Consider the following 23,053-nt stretch of genomic DNA (forward strand, 5'->3'; position numbering starts at 1 on the left):
CCGGCCCCCCGTCGGGACCCGCTGCGGCCGGAACGTGCCCTCGCGGTCCCGCGGGATCTCGAGCGGCAGCACCCCGGACTCGGTCAGCACCGTCTTCGAGGTCGCCCTGTTCCGGTGATTCGCCTGCCCCGCCGGCATCTCCTCCCCCGCGGCGTACCCCAATCAGCCGGTCAGCTCGCCCGCGAGAATCCGCTCGGCGATCCGTTTCTGCATGAACCGGAAAGGCGCCGAGAGGTCCTCCGGCGTCTTGGTCTTCCGGATCACCGCATCCATCGCCGCGGGGTCGAACTCCGGGGGGCTCCTTTGCCTTGGCCATCTCCAATCCTCAGGGTGAGTATGGCTTCACACAGAGAAGACCGGATAGGCCCCGTCGACGCGGGCGTCCGCGAGAGTTCCTCGGTGTTCGCGCAGTCGAAGATCTTGTGGATGACTTGCCGGCCCCGAGTGAGGCTGCTCTCCCACTCCACACGGGGAGTTCGATGCGGCTACCCGGCCTTCCCACCGACGGCCCAGCACATTCCCGTCCGCGTAGACGCGCGTCGCGGAAGCACCAAGGCGGCCAGCGGCACCCACGCCGCTGACCGCCCTGTAGTTCTCCCGCCGTCCTGCTACCTCTGCCGCCCCACATCGGGCGGATCACTCATCGCCGCCAGCAGCGCATTCGCCGGATGCACCGTCGCGAGCGCCCCTCCCATCGCGATCGGCGCGCCCAAGAGGGCCTGCACTCCCCGCGGCTTGCCCGTCACGTCCCCCGACCTGCGCTTCGGCTCCGACATTCGACCGCCCCTGTTGGTTGAGTTTTCCAGCGGGTCCCTACTGTCCGTCCCCGGGCGGGCACGGATCGTTCCCGTACGAGTTCTTCTCCGCGATCTGCCCGTCCTCGCGGTGGATCGTGTGCTCCACCCGCAGCCCGCGCGCGATCTCGCGGCCCGCGGCCACCGCCTCTGCCTTGCGCCCGTGCCTCGACGCCACGCGGCCGCTGACCTTGTTCCACCAGCCCGCGCCGTTCGCCGCAGGCACGGTGTGGACGCCTTCCCCTCGCTTCATCGCTCCTCCTCCTGGTGATGGGTGGTGGTGGGTGGTGCTGGCCCTACGCCGCCTGCGGCAGCGGCGCCGCCTCCGAGTCGCGCACGGCGGCGCCGCCGGTGAGCTGGTGGACGCGCTTCGCGGCGCGCCACTTCGCGAGCGTCTCCTCGTCGCCGTCGAACGCCGCCTTCACCACGGCGTCGAGCCGGTCGACCGCGTTGCGGCCGCGACGGATCTCCACCGCCAGGCCCGCGCGAGCGCCCACGTGCGCGCCGACCATCGCGGCCCGCTCGCTGAGCATCGCCTCGAGCTCGTCGCGCACGGCGGTGCACCGGGCGAGGAAGTCCGCCGGCAGGCCGTTGGCGATGAACACGGCCTCGAAGGGCCGAGCCGCGGTGATCATGCTCCCGCACGCCTGGAGGACCCTCGTCACCCCGAGGCCGGCCGGCGGCATCTTGATCGCGACCGGCATGCGCTCGTTGGAGTCCGAACCGAACTGCGCGCGCGCGATCGCCGCGATCGGGCGCATGTGCCGCACCAGCAACTGCCTGACCAGCTTCGCCATCACGTGCCGCTCCGCACGGCTGCGCGCGCTGCCGGTGAGCTGCATGCTGGCGTGTTCCCGGATGCGAGGCACCACCTCGTTCAGCGTCTCCGGCGCGGTGCCGTAACTCAGCGGCCCCGTGACCGGGTGCGCCACCGTGAACGCCTGCACCCGCACGAACGTCTCGAGCAACTGCTTCTGCTTCGCGATCATCTACTCCCCCTATGGTTGTGAGTGGACGCAATGGACCTGCCCTCCGCCCGCGTGCGTCCGCCACGGGCGGCGGATTCCCCGCTACCGCTTGCGGCGATCGTGCTCGCGCTCGCCTTCCTGTGCCTGGAAGTCGCGTTGTCGCGCATTGGAGTCGCGTCGCGGTTCATTGGAGTCGCGTCGCAGCGCATTCGAGTCGCCGTACAGCGCATGAGCAGTCGGCTCGGAGTCCGTCGGCGTCGATTCCCAGCGCACCGAAATCGCTTCGGAGCGCGTGGCACTCGTTTTGCTTCTCGCCGGGGTCGGAGCGCGCCGCAATTCAGTCGCGTCGGCGCTTATGGCAGTCTCCTCGCGGTTCATTGCCGTCGTCTCGCCGCTCAGAGCCGTCGGTTCGCACCTCGGATGACTCGCTTCGCAGTCGGTGGCAGTCGCCTCGCAGCTCGGTGCAGTCGCTTCGCAGCTCGGTACAGTCGCTTCGCAGCTCCGTGCAGTCGCTTCGCAGCTCCGTGCAGTCGCTTCACAGCTCCGTGCAGTCGCTTCGCAGCTCGGTGCAGTCGCTTCGCAGCTCGGTGCAGTCGCTTCACAGCTCGATGCAGTCGATTCGCAGTTCATGGGAGTCGCCTCGCAGGTGATGGGAGCCGCCTCGCAGCGCATGAGAGCTGCCTTGTGGCTCGTGGGAGTCGCCTCGCAGCACATGAGCGGTCGCGCCGGAGCTCATGGATGTCGCGTGGCGGTCGTTCGGACTCGGTTTCCGGTCCCTTCCACGCAACTGGCGGCGTCCTTACCCTGCTTGCCGCTGCGGCACCGGCCAGATCAGCGGAGGACTCACGTGATCGCCGGACTGTTCCCTCTACTTGTATATCTGTTTTGAGGGTCGATTTCTATGAATGCCATTTTGGCGAGTTTTGTCGGCCAAACAGGCATTCATCCGAATTGGCCTTCCCGCCAGATATACAAGTAGAGGCACTCGCTCCAACCTTTTCCCCAGACCCCCATGCGACCGGCTCGCCAGAAGACCGAACGGAATGCCGCCATCCAGTTGGTCGGCGGCGCGTCGCCAGGGGGGCTCGCCGAGACCCGGACCGACACCCCCCCGGGACGCCGACCGAGACCCCGGTTGAGGCGGAGCGGCGCTTCGTCGAGGCGTACGACCGGCTGTACGGACGTCTCCGGGACTACGCGGCGCGCTTCCTCGATCGCGACGCCGCCGAGGACGCCGTCGGGGAGGCGATGTCGGACCTCTGGACCCGGTGGGCGAGGCTCACACCCGAGCAGCGGACGGACCAGTACATCTTCGGCGTCGTGCACCACGTCGTGGTCGACACGCTCAAGGCTCAGGCCCCGAGAGTCTCGCTGGCCGATGCCGAAGAGGAGATCGACGCGCAGACCATGTCGGCCACCGAGCAGCCGACGCGCGTCTACACGGCCGCCGACGTCCTCGACCTTGCCCTCGCGGTCATGCCGCGGCAGCGCCGGGAGGTCCTACGCCGCATCCATGAGGAGCGCCGCAGCTACAAGGACGTCGCCGTCGCCCTAGGCCTGAGCGTCGGCACGATCAACACGCACTACCGGCTGGCGATGGAGGATCTCCGCCGCGCCTTCACCCGCGCCGGCTTCCGCATCGACGACCTCAAGTCCGCCCGCCTGCTCACCTCCAAGGTGGCCGCCTTCCCCGACGGCCCGGTACCTCGACTCCGCGCGAGCTGACGCGGTCTGCCGGCGGATCATCGGGCTCCGCTGCAGGGCCTTGGCACGGGCGTCCCCGACCCGGGATTCCAGCGTTAGATTCCCCGTCGCCGTAGGATGAGCGACCATCCGCACCGGAGTCCCGTGTCCCAGCAGACCCAGACAGACCAGCGTGACCTCGAGCTGCTCGCCCGCCTCGCCAAGGCGCGTGGCGAGATCGCGGCGCAGATCGGCCAGCGGATCGTCGGGCAGCACGAGATCGTCGACAACATGATCTCGGCCATCCTCGGCGGCGGCCATGTGCTGCTGGTGGGCGTGCCGGGGTTGGCGAAGACGCTGCTGATCCAGACCATCGCGCAGGCGCTCGACATGGAGTTCTCGCGCATCCAGTTCACGCCCGACCTCATGCCGAGCGACATCACCGGCACCGAGCTGCTCGAGGAGGACCACGGGACGGGCAAGCGCTCGTTCATCTTCTCGAAGGGTCCGGTGTTCGGGAACATCGTCCTCGCCGACGAGATCAACCGCGCCCCACCGAAGACGCAGGCCGCGCTGCTGCAGGCGATGCAGGAGAAGACGGTGACGGTGGCCGGCAAGACGTACGTCCCGCCCGACCCGTTCTTCGTGCTCGCGACGCAGAACCCGATCGAGCAGGAAGGCACGTACCACCTCCCCGAGGCGCAGCTCGACCGCTTCATGTACGAGCTGCGGATGGGCTATCCGAGCGTGGACGAGGAGGAGATGATCGTCTCCTCGACGACGGGCGTGATGAAGGGCGACGTGAAGCCGGTGCTCCCGGCGGAGACCATCCGCGAGATGCAGCGCCTGGTGCGCCGCATCCCGGCGCCGCCGTCGCTCGTGAGCTACGCGGTGGGCCTGGCGCGCGCGACGCGTCCGGACGACCCGAGCGCGACGGCGCTGGTGAAGAAGTACGTCTCGTTCGGCGCCGGCCCGCGCGCCGGCCAGAACCTTGTGTTGGGCGCCAAGAGCCGCGCGGCGATGGACGGCCGCAGCGTGCCCGACCTCGAGGATGTGGATGCCGTCGCGTTCTCCGTGCTCCGACACCGCGTGGTGATGAACTTCCAGGCGGAGGCGGAAGGAGTGGGGATCGAGAAGGTGCTCGCGCTCGGGGGACGGGGCCGGAAGGGCTGAGGCCGCGTTCACGCGGGATTCGAGGGGGACGGAATGCGCTGGTCGCATCCCGCCCCCCTTTTCCGTCTCGTGGGAAGGTTGCCGTGCTCGGCCGGTGACGGTACTCTCTGCCCCCGGGCAGGGTCGGTGACGGTGCGATGACGGCGGCACAACAACATGGGACCGGACGGCTACCGGGGAGGGAGCCAGGTGATCGAGGTTCGGACGCTTGGGGCGGCAGAGATCGTGGTCGGGCGGAAGCGCCTGACGCCGAAGACGGAGGGGCTGTTCGCGCTTGCGGTCTACCTGTGCGTGCGGGCGGGGGAGCCGTCGTCGCGGGATGCGTTGTGCGAGATGTTCTGGCCGGGGTCGGATCCGGTCAAGGCGAGGCACAATCTGCGGCAGATGTTGTATCGGTTGCGGCAGGCGGGGATTGAGACGTTGGAGGACGGTGACCTCATCTCCATTCCCGCCAGCTCGGTGCGATGCGACCTCACAGGTTTGGCAGAGAAGAACCCCGCACTGACGGTTGATGACTACTCGGAACAAGCGGCGACCTTCCTTCCGCACTTCGATCCCCAGCTCGCGGGGGAGTACGCCCGCTGGCTTGAGCAAGTACGCGCCTCCGTCGCGACACGCTTCCGCGCAGCAACACTGCGCAAGGTCGCCTTGGCACGTTCCGAAGGGCGTTGGCCCGAGGTCGAGCGCTTGGCTGACCTCCTGCTCCTATCCGATCCGCTCAACGAGGAGGGGACGCTTGCGAAGGCGGAGAGCATCGCGATGACCGGATCGAAAGCCATTGCAGTCGAACTGTTGGACAGGTATGTCGACGAGCTCGGCGACCTCTCCAATCGCATTGCGTTCCCTGCGATGGTACTGCGCCGGCGCATAACGGATCGGGTAGTGGACCGGAACGCACGCTCGGCATCGCACGTGCCACTTGTTGGTCGGGCGCATCCGATGCGCCGTCTCACGGCATTGATCGAGCAGGCCGTGGGGGGAAATGGTGGCTCCTTGGTACTCCACGGGGCCCCCGGCATCGGCAAGTCGCGACTCTGCGAGGAAATCAGCAACTACGCGATCCTCAAGGGGTTCCGAGCAGTCGCCGTTCGAGCGGATGACGCGCGCGCCGACCTGCCCCTGGGACTCGCAGTCGCGACAGCATCCGCGTTCCATGACCTACCCGGCGCCGCCGCCGCCGATCCTGCCGCGATGGCTCTTGTTCGTCGCCTCGTTGAGAACGCCACCTCAGCAAACTCAGACATCGTTGGATCTGCCGCGAACATCTCTCTGGACCAGATCGCATGGGCTCTCGCGACGGTGGCGCTCTCAGTCGCCGAGGAAGGCCCTGTGTTCGTCCACTTCGACGACCTTCACAATGCAGACCCCGCTTCCCTGGTCGCGATCCAGCACCTTCTTGCACTGCGGCATCGAGCTCCTCTCGTTGCTGTTGGCACTGCACGCTCGCACTGGATAGCCGAAAGTTCCGACTCCGGTGCGGGTCGTCTGACCGCGGCTCGCATCCACATCCCCCCACTGACTCTCGACGAGTCACGCGAGCTGGCGGCGTCCTTTGCCAACTCTACTTCACGGGCTCTCTCGGCTGAGGACGGCGAGCGACTCGCGCTCATTGGGGGCGGCAACCCACTCTTCATCAAGGAACTCACGGCGCACACACCTGACGCACTCGAGACGGGCGCGCGAACACTCACGCTGACATCCCTTATCGAGGAGCGTTGCGCACTACTAAGCCAGAGCCAGGTTCGCCTACTTCGGCTCATTCTTCTCCTAGGACCCTTTGCGACGCCGCCGAGACTATTCGCTCTTTCGCGAGCGGGCGCTGCGCCCGTGAGCACCGATGTTGAGGCGCTCGAGAACGACGGCCTGCTGTCGCTTTCCACCGAAGGCATCCTCGGCCTTCACGAATGTTGGCGCGAAGCGGTCGACCACGAGATGCCGCGGGCCACCAGAGCCGCTCTTGCGTACGAATGCGCACACGAGCTCACCACCGCACCTGTCAATGCCGTCGGCCCCCAGAGCGAGTGGCATCTTGGCCACCTCTTCTCAATCGCTGGCAGCCGCTCGGAGGCGATCGCCTGCTTCAGCGGTTCCGGCGCACGGCTCGTTTCGATCGGACTTCCAGCCCTCGGGGCACAGGCATTCACAAAGGCACTTGACCTTGCGAACGACCCATCCGACGTCGCAAGAATCAGCATTGACCTCGCCGCAGCACAACTGGGCGCCGATCAGTCAGCCGCCGCCGTCCTGTCTTGCCAAGCCGGACTGCGCTCCTTGCCTCGTCACTCGGAGAACTATGCCGCGCGTCGCGCGGAAGCCATCGCAATCCTAGCAGAAGCAAAATGGCGAGCGCACAACGGTGCTCTCGAAGAAATCGACGAGCTTCTTGCGCTCTCCCATGACCGTGCGGTTCCTGCTGAACAGAGACACCGATGCGCCAACGTTGGCATCCGCATCGCGTGCAACCATGATCGCTCCCTCGCGAAACAGTTTCTCTCTTCCTCACACGACGCAGCGGTCGACGAATCGACTGAGTGGCTTCAGTTGTGGACACAGTTGATCTTCGAGGCGGAGTTTGGTACACCGATCGCCGTACGCCTTCTGGTAGACCGACTGAGTTCTCCGGAGCTTCCACTATTGGTCGGCCACAATCGCGCGGTGGTCCTACGACACGCTGCAGTGGCCATGCGCATCGTCGGTGATGTGGAGCGCGCGGTTGAACTCGCGCGCAGTTCAGTTGCGGTGGCGCTCGACGCAGGCGTTCCCTCGGCCGCCGCCAGCGCGGCATTGGGCTTGGCATTCGGGTACCTCGACGCCGGGGTCCCCGAAGAAGCGAAGAACTGGATCGATCGGGCGCAACACTGGAGCGAGGGCGTGATGAGCGATGAACGAGATCGAGCTCTCCGGCACGCGGCCGCTCGGTACCTAACTGCAGTGGGGCAGTGCAGCGAAGCAGTTCGTCTCTACTCAGATCGGTGCGAGAGCGTCTTCGATGACGTCATGAGTCAGAGGCGTGCAGTCGAGTCAGCCTGCATTGCACTGGCTGCTGCCCAATCGGGGAACCGATCTCTGGCCCTCAGGGCACTTGAGACGGCGGAGAAAGGGGTCCGGGAATCCGCAGCGCACTGGGCACTGGACTCCGCAGCAGACTCAGTAGTCGCGGCACTGCGGGCGCTTGGGTTCGACGGCCGCGCGGACGCTCTTCGCGCCGACTATCTCGTTCGCAGGACCACTAATCGTCAAGGTCCGATAGCGTCCGCCTTCCTCGAACTCCGCCGACACGCGTGCTAGGCTACCGCGCGATTCGGGTCAGGCGCGAGATGAGTTGCGCGACGCTGCCGTGATCTGAATGACATCGGATCGCGACGGCGCCACCGGGTACTCGGTTGTCGCGATCCGAATCTCGCGCACCACTTCCGCCCATGCGACAGGCAAGAGAATAGCTTCGCACAGCTGAGGATCGAACTGCCTCCCGCTCTCTGCGGCAATCTCCGCGCGCACGATGTCGGGACCGAGTGCCTCGCGATAAGGACGTGAGGTGCTCATCGCGTCAATGGTGTCCGCGAGCGCAATGATGCGCGCACCGATGGGAATCTCGTCTTCCTTCAGGCGCTTGGGATAGCCGCGACCGTGCCACGATTCGTGGTGAGCTTCGACGAGTGGTACGAGGTCGAGGAAGTGCGTGACCTTTCCGATGAGCCGCGCCCCTTTCTCCGGGTGAGATTTCATGATCTCGAACTCGGCGTCGGTCAAGCGTCCCGGCTTTCGAAGGATAGGCGCGAACTCTTCGTGAATCTTTCCGACGTCGTGCAACAGCGCAGCGATGGCGATCCGATCGACTTGCTTTCCGCTCATTCCGGACGCTCGAGCGATTACACGCGCGAACCGCGAGACTCGTTGCGAGTGCCCAGACGTGTACGGATCTCGCGCTTCGATTGCGGCGACCATCAACTGCAACAGCTCCTCGTTCATCTTCTCCAGCGCGACATTTGTCTTGTAGAGCTGTCGCACACCGAGCATCGGGAGAGCGAGCGCCGCAGCAACGAGTGCGCCGCCGCGCACATACACCTCTGCAAAGACGTAGATCAGGGGGAACGCAAGCAGATCGTAGATGATCGACGACTGCATGTGTCGATACCAGGTCGACCGCGTGTCGCGACCAGCCGAGATAGCGATAACCGTGCTAACGGCGAGCTTGTTGAGACTCAGGAATGAGCCGACAAGCACCGACAGGGCGACCAGCGACGGTCGCGCGTCGAGCACCGACTCGCCTCCTACCAACAGGTATGCGACGATCGCAATTGCCTGGGCGAAGACGAACTGTGAGACGTTGAAGATGGCCTTCAACGGCGCGCGGCGAGCAATTAGCTCAGCTCCGGACACACCGACGAGCACCGTGGCGACTGCTGCCGCGTTCGGCGCCACTAGAGCAACGCTCAGATACGGCAAGAACCCGATGTTCCCCGTCGTGGCAGCAGAGGTCTGATACCCCAGCGCCGAGGCGAGCAGGCCGAGCATGATGAAGAATCCGGCCGCTTCCCAGTGGCGCGCATCGGGCGCAGCCGACAAGAGAAGCACCGCAACCGCCGACGAGAAGGCGCCGATTGCGACCATCGTTACGATCGTGCTTAGCCGTTTCTCACTCATGTGATTTCAAGGGAAGCGAGGACCCCCCGTCCTCTTTCAACTACTCAACTCCAGACGATCGAATCGCCCAGCACCAGCGCGCAGATCGCGCTAACCAGCGACGTGATGATCGACATTGAGAATCACCTCCCTTCGTAGAGATGGACCGAATATTCCGGTCGGCCATTCCACTTAGTTCGGCTCCGCTCATGCGTCCCGTGTGACGCGTACCGCTCGGTTCTCTCCGCTATGGAGAGAACGGGGGGTTCCCTTGCTCCTCTCTGTTCAGGTGAAATCCTTCACCCGCACGAGCACTTGCCTGCTTTCCCGTACTCCTTACCCCTTCTGGCACCGACGCGGCGCCAGGGATTCACCCCGACGCCGCGCGCGTTGACCTCGTCTTCCCCTTCCCTATCCCTCAGCGGCCTCCGCCGCGTCGATCATCTGCCTGGCCCGTCGTCGCCTGCAGCATCTGCGCCGCCGCAGGACCCATCCACCGGTTCGTCGCGTCCAGCACCGCCAGCACCGCCGCGGTCTCCGCGCTGTCCCGGATCTCGCAGCTCCCCGTCAGCAGCACCTGCTCGCGACCCTGACGCGCCATCACCGCCGCGAACACGAACTCGCGCTCGAACGCCGTGATCACCCGCGCCCCCTCCAGCGAGAACAACCCGCTGATCGGACCGGCCATCCCCAGCGCCATCAGCGCCGCCCGCGCCGCCGTGTCCACCCGGCTCCGGTCGCTCTGCAACCACTCCTCGGCCTCGCCGGCGAACTGCTCCGCGCCGATCCGCAGCGTCACCTTGCAGGTGACGCCGCGCGTGCGCGAGCCCCGGACCTCCACGTCCTCGAAGTAGACCGGGCGACCCAGCTTCACCGCGTCCTCCACCACTGGCAATGCCGCGACCGGCGTGTTCCGCTTGCTCGTCGCGGCGATCGAGATCTTCCGGTGATCCACCCGGAGACCGAGCTGCGCCATCAGCGCGCTCTCAATATTGCGCACCACGTTCTTCGGCGGCGTGTCCCCCGTCACCAACACGTGGATCGCATCCACCGACCCGCTGTCGGTCGCCGTGATCCGCACGCTCACCACGTCCTGCAGCGACGCGATCAGCTCCTCCGCCCGCTGCAACGGCAGGACGGAACCCGCGATCGGCGAGCCCGACATTCCTGGCGACTGGGGGTGCGGTTGCGGCGTCACGGGTCCTTGCAGAAATGCGATGACGGTCGGGAACTGGCGAGAATCGGTGCACTGCGCTCTCACGGCCCGAACCCGACGGACCGCCTCTCATATGTCGTCGGACCGGTCACCGCGCGCCAGTCCGCCAATGTCTCATCTCGAATACGAACCGAAACCCCATACGTCACGGGGCCCGGAGACACCCCTCCCTACTCCCCGAAGCGATCGGGGACATGATACTCCTTCAGCTTCCGGTACAGCGTCCGCTCCCCGATGTCCAGGATCTCGGCCGCTTTACGACGATTGCCCCGCGTTTCGCGCAACGTGGCCAGGATCACCGCCTTCTCGACCTCCACCATCGTCATGCCAGGGGTGATGGTCACCGTGTTGGGAGGGTCGAAAGCCCCATCGGCTCCACCCCGCCGGCCGGCGCTCCCCACCCGGGCACCGCCACCATCCCGCCCCCCAGCACCTCCCGCCCGGGGCCGAACCCCTGCGCCGAGCCGGCCGACATCCCCCCGGCCACCTGCGCGATCACCACCCGGTCCTCGTCCACCCGGCGCCGCAGCTCCTCGAGCTGGAGCTTCATCTCCACCAGGCTCCGGACGATGAACTCCAGCTCCCGACCCTCGGCCCGACCCTCCTCGCGCACGATCGGACCGATCGGCACGGGAAGCAATCGGTCGGCCCCGGTCTCCCGGATCTGCGCGGGGATGTCGGCGATCCCGATCTCGCGGCCGGTCGCCAGCACGACCATGCTCTCGATCAGGTTGCGCAGCTCGCGCACGTTCCCCGGCCAGGCATAGCTCACCAGCGCCTGCATCGCCTCGGCCGAGATGCCGTGGAACTCGCGGTCGTGCTCCTCGGAGAACTCCTGCACGAAGCGGCGGACGAGCAGCGGGATGTCGCCGCGGCGTTCGCGGAGCGGCGGGAGGTAGATCCGCAGCACGTTGAGCCGGTAGAAGAGGTCGGCGCGGAACTGCCCCCGCTCCACGCTCTCCTGCAGCGGACGGTTGGTCGCCGCCACCACCCGCACATCGACGGGGATGCTCTGCGTCCCGCCCACCCGCGTCACCTCGCGCTCCTCGAGCACGCGCAGGAGCTTCACCTGCGTGCTCGACGGGATCTCGCCGATCTCGTCGAGGAACAGCGTCCCGCCGGTCGCGAGCTCGAAGCGGCCGATCCGTCGCTCGGCGGCGCCGGTGAACGCGCCCTTCTCGTGCCCGAAGAGCTCGCTCTCGAGCAGCGTCTCGGGGAGCGCGCCGACGTTCACGGCGATGAACGGCTTGTTGCGGCGCGGGCTCATCCGCGCGATCGCGCGCGCGACGAGTTCCTTGCCGGTGCCGCTCTCGCCCTCGATGAGCACGGTGCTCGACACCGGCGCCATCTGCGCCACCTGCACGAGCACCTGGCGCACCGCCTCGCTCTCGCCCCAGAGCCCGGTCTCGCGCGTGATCCGCTGCCGCTCGAGGAGCGCGTGCACGCTCGCGCGCAGCGCGTCAGGGCTCACCGGCTTGTTGAGCACCTCGGCGAAGCCGAGCGAGCGCAGGCGCTGCTCGACGGCGGGGTCGCCGACGTCGGCCAGGCCGATCACGCTCGCCCCGCCCCAGAGCTGGTCGCGCACGAGGCCGAGGGTCTGCGGGTCGAGCAGCGCGCCGGTGAAGACGATCACGTCCGGCTTGGCGCGCTTGATCTCGCGTGGCAGGTCGTCCATCGGGCTCACGACGAACGTCTTGACCCCGTCGGCCTCGAGGAGCGCATTGAGGCGGACGGCGGGTTCGACGTCGGTCAGCGTGATGAGGACGGTCATTGAGCTGAGTGGATGAAAGCTGAAGGATGAAGGTGGAAAGTGCTCTGGTGCGGGATGCGGGGGACGGATGCGGGGGGCGTCCCACTTTCATCCTTCAACCTTCCACCTTCATCTCTTCACGGTCCCGCGCTTCCAGAACGGGAACCCCGTGATCGTCCCCACCACCCGCTTGCCGCGGATCTCCACCTCGAGGGTGTTCCCTTCCTTCGCATGCGCCGCCGGCACGTACGCGGTGCCGAGTCCGCAGCCGACGCTCGGCGACATGATGCCGCTCATCACCACGCCGCTCTGCGCGCCGTTCACGAACACCGGGTAGCCGTGCCGCGGGATCGCCTTCTCGGTGAAGGTGAAGCCGACGAGCTTGCGGGGGACGCCGGCGGCCTTCTGCGCTTCGAGCGCGGCGCGGCCGACGAAGTCGCCCTTCTTCATCTTCACGAGCCAGCCGAGTCCGGCGTCGAGCGGGGTGTAGGTGTCGTCGATGTCGTTGCCGTAGAGCGCCATCCCCATCTCCAGGCGCAGCGAGTCGCGGCAGCCGAGGGCGACGGGCTGGATGCGGCCGGTGTCCATGAGCGCCTTCCAGAGCTGCGCCGAGTGCTTCACGTCGTGGTAGAGCTCGAAGCCGTCCTCGCCGGTGTAGCCGGTGCGCGAGAGGGTCATCGGGATGCCGGCGACGGTGGTCTCGGTGAACCAGTAGTACTTGATCTCGTCGAGCGCCTTGGGCGTCATCGCCTGCAGGATCTCCTGCGCCTTCGGGCCCTGCACGGCGAGGAGGCCGATGTCGTCGCTCACGTCGGTGAGGACGCAATCGAAGCGGCCGACGTACTGCTGGATGTGCTTGAGGTCCTTGTCCTTGTTGGAGCCGTTCACGACCATCATCAGGTGGTCGGCGGCGTAGCGGTAGACGAGGCAGTCGTCCACGAAGGTGCCCTGCTCGGTGAGGATGCCGGAGTAGTGGACCTGCCCGTCGGCGAGGGCGGCGACGTCGTTGGTCGTCACGTAGGTGACGAAGTCGATCGCCTGCTTCCCCTTGATGATGAACTCGCCCATGTGGCTCACGTCGAACACGCCGCAGCCATTGCGGACGATGTTGTGCTCGGCGGTGATGCCGCCCGGGTACTGGATGGGCATCTCGAAGCCGGCGAAGGCGACCATCTTGGCGCCCGCGGCGACGTGGAGGTCGAAGAAGGGGGTCCGCTTGAGCGGGCCGGTCGAGGCGTCGGACATGAGGGGGCGGTCCTTGGTATTGAAGTAGGGTCCTGCCAGTGAAATATGCCGAAACGGCAGGACCCGGGGTACTGGCTCGAACCGGGGGGCTGTAACGTTCAGTGCAGGTGCACACCCTCCGGATCGTCCTCGCCCTCGGGCCCTTCGTCATCTCCCTGCTCCGCGACCGGCGCCGCTGGCTCTGGTGGGGCGGTCCGCTGCCGCGCACGCCGGCGTTCCACCGGGCGCGGGCGGAGGCGCTGGTGTCGCGGATCGCGCACCTCGGACCGACGTTCGTGAAGCTCGCGCAGGTCTTCGCGTCGCGCGCGGACCTCATCCCGGAGCCGTACCTCTCCACGCTCGGCAAGCTCACCGACCAGGTGCCGCCGGTGTCGTGGGACGCCATCCGCGCGCAGATCGTCGCGGCGTACCACATGGAGCCGGAGCGCGTGTTCGAGTCGATCGACCCGGTGCCGGTGGCCGCGGCCTCGCTCGGCCAGGTGCACCGCGCGCGGTGGCAGGGGCGCGACGTCGCGGTGAAGGTGCTGCGGCCGGGGATCGAGCAGATGGTCGCGCGCGACCTCGTCTCGGCGCGCGCGATCACGGCCTGGGCGGCGCGGCGGTGGCCGAGCCCGCACATCCTCGGCTTCCAGTCGCTCGTGGAGGAGTTCGCGGCGCGGATCAGCGAGGAGATGGACTTCCGGCTCGAGGGCGAGTACGCGAGCGAGGTGCGCGCGAACTTCGTCTCCAACCCGCGCGTGGTCATCCCGGAGATCATGCACGAGCTCACGCGGCAGCGGGTGCTCGTGCTCGAGTTCATCGAAGGGCAGCGCGTGGACAAGCTGGTGCCGGGGAGCGTGAACGCGGGACGGCTCGCGGGGCTCGTGATGGAGGTCTACGTGCAGATGATGCTCGTGGACGGGCTCTTCCACGCCGACCCGCACCCGGGGAACCTGCTGCTCTCCCCCGACGGGCGGCTCGTGCTGCTCGACTTCGGGATGATGGTGCGGGTGCCGCCGGAGCTGCGGCTCAAGCTCATCCGCACGGTCTTCGCGAGCATCCGGCGCGACCCGGCCGCGGTGATGGAGGGCTTCTACGCGCTCGGGCTCATCGCGCCCGGCGCCGACCCGACGGAGATCGCGCGGCTGGCCGAACTGCTCGTGGCGATGGCGAGCACGCGCAGCACCACGCAGCAGCGGATCGAGACGATGCTCGCCGACCGCGTGATGCAGTCGCTCTACGACTTCCCGGTGATCCTGCCGCGCGACCTCGTCTACTTCGCGCGCACGGCGGCGCTCATCGAGGGCGTGGGGACGCGCTACGACGCGTACTTCAACGCGGTGGAGATCGGGACGCCGGTGGTGATGCGGATGCGGAGCCGGATCCTGCGGTCGCTAGGCGAGGAGGTGGAGCCGAGCGTGGAGGAGCTGGCGTCGGTGGCGGGCTTCGCGGCGGGGCGCGCCTGGCGCGTGGCGCGGGAGTGGCTGGGCTCGTGGGTGCCCCCCGCCGTGCGGGAGCGGATCGCGCCGTGAATCCGACCTTCTTCGCCACGGCGGCCGCGTTCGGGCGCTGGCTCGCGACGCACCATGCGAGCGCGACCGAACTCTGGGTGGGCTACCACAAGGTCGGCACGGGCACGCCGAGCATGACCTGGCCGGAGTCGGTGGACGAGGCGCTCCGCTACGGGTGGATCGACGGCCTCCGGAAGTCGCACACGCCGGAGTCGTACGTGATCCGCTTCACGCCGCGGAAGCGGACGAGCATCTGGAGCGCGGTGAACATCCGGAAGGTCGAGGCGCTCCTCGCCGCAGGGCGGATGACGCCGGCGGGGATGCGGGCCTGGGAGGCGCGCACGCCGGAGCGGTCGGAGGTCTATGCCTTCGAGCGCAAGGCGGCCACGCTCTCGGCTGACGAACTGTCCGCCTTCCGAAAGCGGTCCAAGGCGTGGAAATTCTGGGAGGCGCAGCCCGCCGGCTATCGCCGGGTCGCGGCCCACTGGGTGTCGAGCGCCAAGCGCCCCGAGACCCGCGCCAAACGGTTCGCCACGCTCCTCGCCGACTCGGCGGCCGGACTGCGGATCGCCTCACAGCGGAGAACCCCGAGATGATCCCGTTCGCCCCGCACCTCGCGCTCGCGCTGGCGCTCGCTCCGGTGGCGCTCGCGCCCGTGGCGCTCCGTGCGCAGTCGACCGGCGCGGCCGACTCGCTCGCCGCGATCGCGGTCGCGGATTCGGCGCTGGCGGCCATCACCCGCGGCGACGCCATCGCGCTCACCGACCTGATGCTCCCCGAGGCGCGCACCTTCTCGTCCCGGATGCGCGAGGGCGAGTGGCGCTACGCGACGCGCACGCGGGACGAGCAGCGGGCGGCGAGCATCTCGGGCGTCATCGAGCGGGGCTTCGGTGCCACGGCGCTCGTCTCGGGACCGCTCGCGGTGGTGTGGATGCCGTACGACCTCTACGTCAACGGCGCGTGGTCGCACTGCGGCGTCGACGCGCTCACCCTGTACCAGGTGGGCGGGCGCTGGCGGATCGCGACCTTCGCGTGGAGCGTGGAGCAGCCGCCGGCCTGCGCGAAGCATCCGCAGGGACCGCCCACGCCGTGAGCGCGCCCGTCCTCCGCGCGCCGCTGCGGCTCGCCGCCCGCGCGTCGCTGCTGCTCCTCATCGCCGCCCCGCTGCTGGCGGCGCAATCCGCGCAGTCGGCACGCTCGGCGCAGCCGGGGCCCACCGCGCCGGACCTGTTCGCGCTCGCCAAGGAGGCGTTCCTCTCGAACGACCTCGCGAGCGCGACCTCGCTGCTCGATGCCGCGGTGCGCGCGCGGCCGCAGGACGCCGAGCGCCGCGCCTGGCTCGCCGATGCCGCGCGGCGCACGACGGACGCGACGACGGCGCTGCGCGAGGCGCGCGAGGCGCTGCGGCTCGACCCGTGCCACAGCTTCGCGCACGAGGTGGTCGCCAGCCTCTACAACCCGCAGTTCGCGCACATGGCGCTGCAGTCGGACGACTCGACGGTGACGCACCTGGAGCAGGCGGTGCGCTGCGACGCGCGCAACGGCTCGGCGTGGATGTCACTCTGGGTGCAGTCGCTGCGGCACGAGGACGGCGCGGCCGAGCGTCGCGCGCTCGAGGGCCTGCGGACGTCGGGGATCCTCACGCCGTCGTGGCTCGCGCATGGGCGCTGGGTGCTGCGCACGCTCCCGCCGCGCGCGATCGTGCTCGCCGCGGGTGACATCGACACCTATCCGCCGGCCGTGGTGCAGAGCGCCGAAGGGCTCCGCCCCGACGTCGCCCTCGTCAACACGTCGATGCTCAACATCGGCTACGTGGTGGAGCACCTCGTGCGGCGGTACGGCCTCGCGCTCCCGCCCGATCTCTCGGGCGACGTCCCGCGCGACACGCTCGACTTCAACGCCGACCGGATCATCGCCTTCTGGCGGACGGAAGCGGCGGCGGGGCGGCTCGACCGGCCGCTCGTCGTGCTGCATTCGATGGGCATCGAGTACGCGACCGCGGGCGCGGGCACGCCGATGCTCTCGGGGCCGCACTGGGTGATCGGCGCGTCGACGGCGACGCTCGACACCGCCGCGGTGGCCGCGGCGTACCGACTGGCCGACGCGACCGACCTCTCGGGGCCGTTCGTGTCGGCGCAGGACCGCAGCCCGGTCCGCGTCTCGGCCGCCTTCTCGCCGGCGCTCATGCTCGGGTACCTCGCGGCGTACGAGGCCGCGGCGCGCGGGGCGATGCCGCGCGAGCGGCTCCCCTGGCTCGAGGCCGCGTTCCAGCGCGCGGGCGTCGCGCCCGCCGCGGCCGAGCCGATGTTGCAGTGGGTCCGCTCCTTCCCCGTCCGATGATCCGGCTCCTCCGCGCCTTCCCCGTTCCCGTCGGGATCGTGCTCGCGCTGCTCGCGAGCTTCTTCTTCGCCGTGCCGGCGTACGTGGACGGCGACATGAACCGCGTCGACGACGGGCCGGCCATCCCGGTGACGGCGCGCGCCGCGCAGTTGCACGCGACGCTCACCGTCGTGGACCTGCACAACGACCTCCTGCTCTGGGATCGCGGGCTCCCGGGCCCGCACGCGCGGGGCCACACGGATCTCACGCGACTCGCGCGCGGCAATGTCGCGCTGCAGGTGTTCAGCACCGTCACCAAGACGCCCAAGGCGCAGAACTACGAGCGCAACAGCGCCGCGACCGACAACATCACGTTGCTCGCGGTGGCGTCGCGCTGGCCGCCGCGGACGTACGGGTCGCTGCTGGCGCGCGCGCTGCACCAGGCGGGGAAGCTCGAGCGGACGGCGGCGATCGCGCCGGACCGCCTGTTGCTCGTGCGCACGGCGGCCGACCTGCGCACCGCGCTGCAGCTCCGCACCGAGTGGCGCGGCGACGCCGACGCGCGGCCGGTGATCGGCTTCCTCAACACCGAAGGGCTGCACGCCATCGAAGGGGAGCTCGCGAACGTCGACACGCTCTTCGCCCACGGCTTCCGCATGGCCGGGCTCGCGCACTTCTTCGACAACGAGGTCGCCGGCTCGGCGCACGGTGAGGCGAAGGGCGGGCTCACCCCGCTCGGCCGCACCGTCGTCGCGCGGATGCAGTCGCTCGGCATGCTCGTCGATCTCGCGCATGCGTCCCCGGCCGCGTTCGGCGAGGCGCTCGCGCTGGCCACCAAGCCGGTGGTGGTGAGCCATGTGGGTGTGCAGGCGACCTGCCCCGGTCCGCGCAACCTCACCGACGACCAGCTGCGCGCGCTGGCGGCGAACGGCGCGCTCATCGGCATCGGGTTCTGGGACGGCGCCATCTGCAGCAGCTCGCCGCGCGACGTGGCGAAGGCGATGCGGCACGCGGTCGATGTCGCCGGGCTCGCGCACGTCGCGCTCGGCTCCGACTGGGATGGCGCGACGACGGTGACGATCGCCGGCGACTCGGCGGCGCAGCTCACGCAGGCCCTGCTCGACGCCGGCTTCACCGAGGCGGAGATCCGCGCGGTGATGGGCGAGAACGCGATCCGCTTCCTGCTGGCCAACCTGCCGCCCTGAGGCTTCGATGTCCGTCCGCGCCCGTTCGCTCGCGAGATCGCTGGCATCGGCCGTTGCGGCTGCGTCGCTCGCGGCCCGCGTCCTCGCCGCGCAGGCGTCGGGTGCGCCGTCGCCGGCACCACTCGTGCCCACCGCGTCGAGCGGCGTGGTGTTCGAGGACCTCGACGCCGACGGCATGCGCGACGCGGGCGAGCGCGGGTTGGGCGGCGTGGTGGTGTCGAACCAGGAGCAGGTGGTGCGCACCGGCGCCGACGGGCGCTTCACGCTCCCGCGCGGCGGCTACGGCGCGGTGTTCGTGGTGGTGCCGCGCGCGCATCGCGCGACGTCCGCCTGGTGGATGCGCGCCGACGCGGGCACGCTCGCGTTCGCGCTCGCGCCGGCCCCCGAGCCGCGCACGCTCACCTTCGTGCACGCGTCGGACACGCACATCCAGGACGGCTCGGTCGCGCGCACGCGGCGCCTGCGCGCGCTGGTCGATTCCCTCGCGCCCGCGTTCACGCTGATCACCGGCGACCTCGTGCGCGACGCGCTCCGCGTGGGCGAGGCGGAGGCCTCGGGCTACTATGCGCTCTTCGCGCGCGAGGCGGCGCAGTTCGGCGCGCCGGTGCACACCGTGCCGGGGAACCACGAGATCTTCGGCGTGGAGCGCACGCGCTCCGGCGTGGAGGCCACGCACCCGCTCTACGGCCGTGCGATGTACCGCGCCTACCGCGGCCCCGACTACTACTCGTTCGACGCGGGGGGCGCGCATTTCGTCGCGCTCAACACCATCGACGTCGATGACCAGTGGTATCACGGGCATGTGGACAGCGCGCAGGTGGCCTGGCTCGCGCGCGACCTCGCGATGGTCCCCGCCGGCGTGCCGGTCATCACGTTCAACCACATCCCGTTCTACTCGGTGGCCGAGCAACTGAACGGCTACACCGAGGCGCCGCCGGCGCCGACGCTCATCACGGTGAACGGGCGCACGACCTACCGGCACACGGTGAACAACGTCGCCGACGTGATGCGCGCGGTGGGGACCCGTCCGTACGCGATCGCCCTCGCGGGGCATGTGCACATCGGCGAGCGGATCGCGTTCGAGCTGGGGGACCGCGTGATGCGCTTCCATCAGGGGGCGGCGACGGTGTCGAACTCGCCGGCCGGCCCGTTCACGTTCCCGAGCGGCGTGACGGTGTACCGCCTGACGGACGGCGTGGTGGACGACGGCACGTTCGTGCCGCTCGAGGCGAAGCCCTCGCCGCGACCGTAGGCGAACGCAGGGCGCGCTCCGGCGCGCTCAGGCGCGCTCAGGCGCGCTCAGGCGCGCTCGCGCGCCGCGCGCGGCCGACACTACAGGGAGAGGCTCCGGCTTGCTCCCCCGTTCCCGCCCTCGCTCACACGACGTGACACCCGGCGCCGCGTACCACACTGTGAGTACGCCGTCACGACGGGACCGACGTATGGGAGCCGCGCGGAACGCATCCCAACGTGTCCCCATGAAAGCGCGCCTCGAACTCCTCGCCCTCGCCGCCAGCGCGACCCTCGCCAGCGCGGCCTTCACCGCCGCCCTCCCCGCCCAGACGCTGGTGCAGGCCGGCCGCGGGACCGTGAGCAGCACGGTGCGCGTGGGGCTGGTGATCCCGCCCCGGCTCCGCTTCCGCGTCACGAACCAGGAGCGGATCGGCCAGGAGGGGGACACCGCCACCTATGCGATGCAGGTGGAGGTCGCGGCGAATCTCGCCTGGACGCTGCACGCGGTGCCGGCCGACGCGACCGGTGTCACGCAACAGCGCGTGAAGGACGAGACCGGCACCTGGCGCCCACTGACCGCCGGCGAGCCGATGGTCACGCTCGCCGCCGACCAGGAGCCGGGCAACTGGCGCCCGGTCCGGATCGAACTGCAGGTGATCGGCGCGCACGGCCCGCGCGTGCTGCCGACCTTCACCTTCGACCTGCAGCCGGCGCGCCGCTGATCGGCGCACCGGTCAACGGCGCGCCGACGGTCGTGCGGTGCTATCGCACCGGCTTGGCCGCCTTGGGGCGGAGCGGCGGCGCTCCGATGGGACGGCCGCGGCGATCGACGATGATCGGCGGGATCTGCCGCACGTCGTTGCCGAGGAAGATCTTCCCGGTGAACTGCTCGCGACTCCCCTCCGCCATGAGGCTCGACGTGAAGGCGAACGAGTCGGCCCCGGCGTTGTCGACGGTGTAGCCGAGGTCGCGGAGCGACTGCACGGTGATGATGCTGAGCGGATTCGCCACGCCGCCGTCGTAGAAGCCGGTCATGAGCTCGCGGTCGAGCACGCCCTCGCGCCAGTGCGAGTTGCGCGTGCCGGCGCCGCCCTGGTTGTTCTCCACCGGGACCTTGCCGCCACCCGTGTAGGTGGAGCCGCCCGTGGCATTGAACGCGGCCACGGCGTTGGCGCCGCTGAAGTGCGTGTCGTTGCCGGTGCCGGTGAGCGGCGAGGGGTTCACGAGGAAGCCCTTGGTCGCCCAGATGGTGCCGATCCCGAGCACATGGCCCATCTCGTGGAGGATGACGTCGCCGAGCCCGCCGCCCGCCTGGAGGTTGTCGAGGTCGGCGGTGTCGAACTGCATGGTGCCGAGCGCGGCGAACGAGACCGGGGCCGCGCGCGAGACGCAGGGCCCGGCGGAGCCGAGGATGTTGTTGACGCCGTCGATCGGAATCGAGGAGGACGACGATGGCGAGGTCGTCGATCGTCTCGTTGATCGCGAAGCTGGAGCCGCAGTCACCGACCTCCAGCTGCAAGGCCTGCGACGCGATGTCACCCGTGATGATCGTCTCCCAGCGCGCCGCGGCGGTGCTGAAGGCGGCGAGTTGCGACGCGGTGGGGACGGAGGCGAAGCGCAGGTTGATGTCGAAGCCCGCGCTCGAGGCCTTGCCCTTGGCCGAGTAGATGGTGGGGCTGTTCGTCACCACGCCGGGCGTGACGACGGTGGCCACCACGACGTTGGCGCCGGCGGCGAGCGTCCAGCTGCCGGCGGTCGCGATGCCGCTCGCGTTGGTGACGGCCGAGGTGGTGCCGATCGTCCCGATGCCGCCGATGGTCGCGAAGTTCACCGTGACACCGGCGACCGGGTCGCCGAGGTCATCGACGACGGTGAGCGCCGGCGCGACGCCGGTGGTGGCACCCGGTGCGGCCACCTGGCCGTTGGGCGTGGTGGGGATGGCGCGCGTGGCGACGCCCACCTGCGCCGCGCGGGCGAGGAGCGTGAAGTTGCCGACCTGCGTGCCGTCGAAGCCGCGCGCCCGGAGGAGATACGTGCCGGCGTTGAGCGTGACGGCGACGCGCGAGTTCGTGTTGGTCGCGCGGATGATGTCGTCGTTCTCGGCGATGAGCGCGAGCGTGTTGAAGTCGTAGATCGACAGCCAGGTGTCGAACGCCGACGACTCCATGTCGAGCACGAGCGGTGTGGTGGAGGCGAGGGTCAGGCGATAGAACTCGTAACGGACCGTGCCTTCGGTGAAGGTCGCCTGGCAGTCGGTCGCGCCAAGGTTGCTCGCGACCGTGACACCGATGGTGATGGGCTGGGCGCCCTCGGCCGCGCAGCGGTCGGCGACGCCGTTGGCGGTGAAGACCACGGGGGTGAGTGCGCCGAGCGAGGCGGTGAGGGTGTTGGCGCCGGCCCCCGCACCGAGGGTCCACGACCCGACGGTCGCGATTCCCGCGCCGTCGGTGACGGCCGTGCCGCCGGTGAGCGACCCGCCGCCCGCCGTGACCGCGAAGGTGACCGTCGCACCCGCGACCGGGTTGCCGAGGACGTCACGCACCTCGACGGCCGGCAGGGTGCCCACGGCCGTGTCCCATGGTGCCGATCTGCCCGTCGGCGGTGTTGCCCGGCGCGACGAGCATCTGCGTGGGGGGACCGGCAAGGGCGGTCGCGGAGAAGAGCGTGATGTTCGGGACGCCGCTCACCGCCGCGGTGACGCGCTGGGGCGCGACCGTGCCGGCGCCGAGGGTCCAGATGGTCTGGGCGAGGCCGGCCGCGTCGCTCGCGACGGACGTGGCGCTCAGGCTGCCGCCGCCGGAGAGGACGGCGAAGGTCACGTCCTGACCGGCCATGGCGCCGCCGAGCCGGTCGGTGATGCGGACGATGATGGGCTGGCCGAGCGTCCCCGAGACGGGGGCCGACTGGAAGTTGCCGCTCACCACGACCGGCGCGACGGCGACCTGCGTGACCGTGACGTCCACCGTCGCGGTGAGGCCGTCGATCGCGCCGTGATGGTCGCGGTCCCGACGCCCGCCGCCGTGACGAGTCCGGTCGGCGACACGGTGGCGACCGCGACCGCGTTCGAGGACCAGACGACGCCGGTCACGTTCGCCATCACCTTGTCGCGCTGGTCGCGCACGATCGCGACGATGGCGCGCGTGGCACCGATCGCATCGAGCGGCGAACTCGCGGCGCTCAGCGTGATGCTGCTCGGCTCGGCGGGTTCGCTCGGGCTGGAGCAGGAGACGCCCACGAGGACGAGCGCGCAGACGGCGAGGAGCGCGCGGAGATGGCGGCGGACAAGCATGCGGCGGAGGGGCGGGGGTTGGCGAGGCGCGCGGGCGGGCTTCGAGCCAGATTACGGTACGGTAC

24 protein-coding genes are annotated in these 23,053 nt (G+C 69.3%); 12 read left to right on the forward strand and 12 right to left on the reverse strand.

Features of this window, described 5'->3' with window-relative positions:
* Positions 1-608: 608 nt before the first annotated feature.
* The 4 genes from IPJ78_12470 to IPJ78_12485 form a co-directional block, all read right to left on the reverse strand.
* Positions 609-776, reverse strand: coding sequence for a hypothetical protein (locus tag IPJ78_12470; GenBank protein ID MBK7907355.1), 168 nt, complete (start codon positions 774-776; stop codon positions 609-611).
* 37 nt (positions 777-813) lie between these two features.
* The gene (locus IPJ78_12475; protein MBK7907356.1) at positions 814-1,047 is read right to left on the reverse strand and encodes a DUF2188 domain-containing protein; all 234 of its coding nucleotides are present in this window, start codon (positions 1,045-1,047) and stop codon (positions 814-816) included.
* A 43-nt stretch (positions 1,048-1,090) separates the two neighbouring features.
* Positions 1,091-1,783, reverse strand: coding sequence for a hypothetical protein (locus IPJ78_12480; GenBank protein ID MBK7907357.1), 693 nt, complete (start codon positions 1,781-1,783; stop codon positions 1,091-1,093).
* A gap of 81 nt (positions 1,784-1,864) precedes the next feature.
* Positions 1,865-2,140 carry a hypothetical protein gene (locus tag IPJ78_12485; protein MBK7907358.1) on the reverse strand — a complete coding sequence of 92 codons (276 nt, stop codon included), beginning with the start codon at positions 2,138-2,140 and terminating at the stop codon, positions 1,865-1,867.
* 573 nt (positions 2,141-2,713) lie between these two features.
* Between IPJ78_12485 and IPJ78_12490 the strand changes: the two genes are divergently transcribed.
* The 3 genes from IPJ78_12490 (at position 2,714) to IPJ78_12500 (ending at position 7,906) form a co-directional block, all read left to right on the forward strand.
* Positions 2,714-3,487, forward strand: a complete 774-nt coding sequence (locus IPJ78_12490; GenBank protein ID MBK7907359.1) for a sigma-70 family RNA polymerase sigma factor — start codon at positions 2,714-2,716, stop codon at positions 3,485-3,487.
* Positions 3,488-3,583: 96 nt separating this feature from the next.
* The gene (locus IPJ78_12495; protein MBK7907360.1) at positions 3,584-4,618 is read left to right on the forward strand and encodes a MoxR family ATPase; all 1,035 of its coding nucleotides are present in this window, start codon (positions 3,584-3,586) and stop codon (positions 4,616-4,618) included.
* A gap of 189 nt (positions 4,619-4,807) precedes the next feature.
* Positions 4,808-7,906 carry an AAA family ATPase gene (locus IPJ78_12500; GenBank protein MBK7907361.1) on the forward strand — a complete coding sequence of 1,033 codons (3,099 nt, stop codon included), beginning with the start codon at positions 4,808-4,810 and terminating at the stop codon, positions 7,904-7,906.
* A gap of 18 nt (positions 7,907-7,924) precedes the next feature.
* On the opposite strand, the gene IPJ78_12505 is transcribed toward IPJ78_12500, so the two are convergent.
* The 5 genes from IPJ78_12505 to gcvT all read right to left on the reverse strand — a co-directional run bounded on the left by IPJ78_12505 (position 7,925) and on the right by gcvT (position 13,452).
* A complete protein-coding gene (locus tag IPJ78_12505) occupies positions 7,925-9,262 on the reverse strand; it encodes an HD-GYP domain-containing protein (protein ID MBK7907362.1) in 1,338 nt (445 codons plus the stop codon).
* Between the two features lie 397 nt (positions 9,263-9,659).
* Complete coding sequence (locus IPJ78_12510) at positions 9,660-10,406, reverse strand: hypothetical protein (protein ID MBK7907363.1); 747 nt, start codon at positions 10,404-10,406, stop codon at positions 9,660-9,662.
* A 221-nt stretch (positions 10,407-10,627) separates the two neighbouring features.
* Entirely contained in the window at positions 10,628-10,801 is a 174-nt protein-coding gene (locus tag IPJ78_12515; GenBank protein MBK7907364.1) for a hypothetical protein, read from the reverse strand.
* A complete protein-coding gene (locus IPJ78_12520; protein MBK7907365.1) occupies positions 10,798-12,228 on the reverse strand; it encodes a sigma-54-dependent Fis family transcriptional regulator in 1,431 nt (476 codons plus the stop codon). The genes IPJ78_12515 and IPJ78_12520 overlap by 4 nt, the downstream gene beginning before the upstream one ends.
* A gap of 108 nt (positions 12,229-12,336) precedes the next feature.
* Entirely contained in the window at positions 12,337-13,452 is a 1,116-nt protein-coding gene (gene gcvT / locus IPJ78_12525) for a glycine cleavage system aminomethyltransferase GcvT (GenBank protein MBK7907366.1), read from the reverse strand.
* Between the two features lie 107 nt (positions 13,453-13,559).
* On the opposite strand from gcvT, the gene IPJ78_12530 reads away from it, so the two are divergent.
* From IPJ78_12530 to IPJ78_12560, 7 genes are all read left to right on the forward strand, one after another.
* Positions 13,560-14,963, forward strand: coding sequence for an AarF/ABC1/UbiB kinase family protein (locus IPJ78_12530; protein MBK7907367.1), 1,404 nt, complete (start codon positions 13,560-13,562; stop codon positions 14,961-14,963).
* Positions 14,960-15,538, forward strand: coding sequence for a YdeI/OmpD-associated family protein (locus IPJ78_12535; GenBank protein ID MBK7907368.1), 579 nt, complete (start codon positions 14,960-14,962; stop codon positions 15,536-15,538). The genes IPJ78_12530 and IPJ78_12535 overlap by 4 nt, the downstream gene beginning before the upstream one ends.
* Positions 15,535-16,035 carry a hypothetical protein gene (locus IPJ78_12540; GenBank protein ID MBK7907369.1) on the forward strand — a complete coding sequence of 167 codons (501 nt, stop codon included), beginning with the start codon at positions 15,535-15,537 and terminating at the stop codon, positions 16,033-16,035. The genes IPJ78_12535 and IPJ78_12540 overlap by 4 nt, the downstream gene beginning before the upstream one ends.
* On the forward strand, positions 16,032-17,282 hold the full coding sequence (locus tag IPJ78_12545; GenBank protein MBK7907370.1) for a hypothetical protein: 1,251 nt from the start codon (positions 16,032-16,034) through the stop codon (positions 17,280-17,282). The genes IPJ78_12540 and IPJ78_12545 overlap by 4 nt, the downstream gene beginning before the upstream one ends.
* On the forward strand, positions 17,279-18,466 hold the full coding sequence (locus IPJ78_12550) for a dipeptidase (protein MBK7907371.1): 1,188 nt from the start codon (positions 17,279-17,281) through the stop codon (positions 18,464-18,466). Before IPJ78_12545 ends, IPJ78_12550 begins: the two co-directional genes overlap by 4 nt.
* 7 nt (positions 18,467-18,473) lie before the next feature.
* Positions 18,474-19,718 (forward strand): metallophosphoesterase, encoded by a 1,245-nt coding sequence (locus IPJ78_12555; GenBank protein MBK7907372.1) that lies wholly within the window; start codon positions 18,474-18,476, stop codon positions 19,716-19,718.
* A gap of 226 nt (positions 19,719-19,944) precedes the next feature.
* Positions 19,945-20,421: a hypothetical protein gene (locus IPJ78_12560; protein ID MBK7907373.1), complete on the forward strand. Its 477-nt coding sequence runs from the start codon at positions 19,945-19,947 to the stop codon at positions 20,419-20,421.
* A gap of 40 nt (positions 20,422-20,461) precedes the next feature.
* On the opposite strand, the gene IPJ78_12565 is transcribed toward IPJ78_12560, so the two are convergent.
* Positions 20,462-21,046 carry a hypothetical protein gene (locus IPJ78_12565; protein MBK7907374.1) on the reverse strand — a complete coding sequence of 195 codons (585 nt, stop codon included), beginning with the start codon at positions 21,044-21,046 and terminating at the stop codon, positions 20,462-20,464.
* Positions 21,047-21,150: 104 nt separating this feature from the next.
* Between IPJ78_12565 and IPJ78_12570 the strand changes: the two genes are divergently transcribed.
* Together IPJ78_12570 and IPJ78_12575 are read left to right on the forward strand one after the other, a co-directional pair.
* Positions 21,151-21,366 carry a hypothetical protein gene (locus tag IPJ78_12570; protein ID MBK7907375.1) on the forward strand — a complete coding sequence of 72 codons (216 nt, stop codon included), beginning with the start codon at positions 21,151-21,153 and terminating at the stop codon, positions 21,364-21,366.
* Between the two features lie 3 nt (positions 21,367-21,369).
* On the forward strand, positions 21,370-21,831 hold the full coding sequence (locus IPJ78_12575; GenBank protein MBK7907376.1) for a hypothetical protein: 462 nt from the start codon (positions 21,370-21,372) through the stop codon (positions 21,829-21,831).
* Between the two features lie 402 nt (positions 21,832-22,233).
* Here IPJ78_12575 and IPJ78_12580 read toward each other — a convergent pair whose 3' ends face one another.
* Both IPJ78_12580 and IPJ78_12585 read right to left on the reverse strand, forming a co-directional pair.
* Positions 22,234-22,662: a hypothetical protein gene (locus tag IPJ78_12580; GenBank protein ID MBK7907377.1), complete on the reverse strand. Its 429-nt coding sequence runs from the start codon at positions 22,660-22,662 to the stop codon at positions 22,234-22,236.
* On the reverse strand, positions 22,617-22,988 hold the full coding sequence (locus IPJ78_12585; GenBank protein MBK7907378.1) for an Ig-like domain-containing protein: 372 nt from the start codon (positions 22,986-22,988) through the stop codon (positions 22,617-22,619). The genes IPJ78_12580 and IPJ78_12585 overlap by 46 nt, the downstream gene beginning before the upstream one ends.
* Positions 22,989-23,053 lie beyond the last annotated feature (65 nt).

Source organism: Gemmatimonadota bacterium, assembly GCA_016714015.1.
In the GTDB taxonomy this organism is placed as follows: Bacteria; Gemmatimonadota; Gemmatimonadetes; order Gemmatimonadales; family Gemmatimonadaceae; genus Pseudogemmatithrix.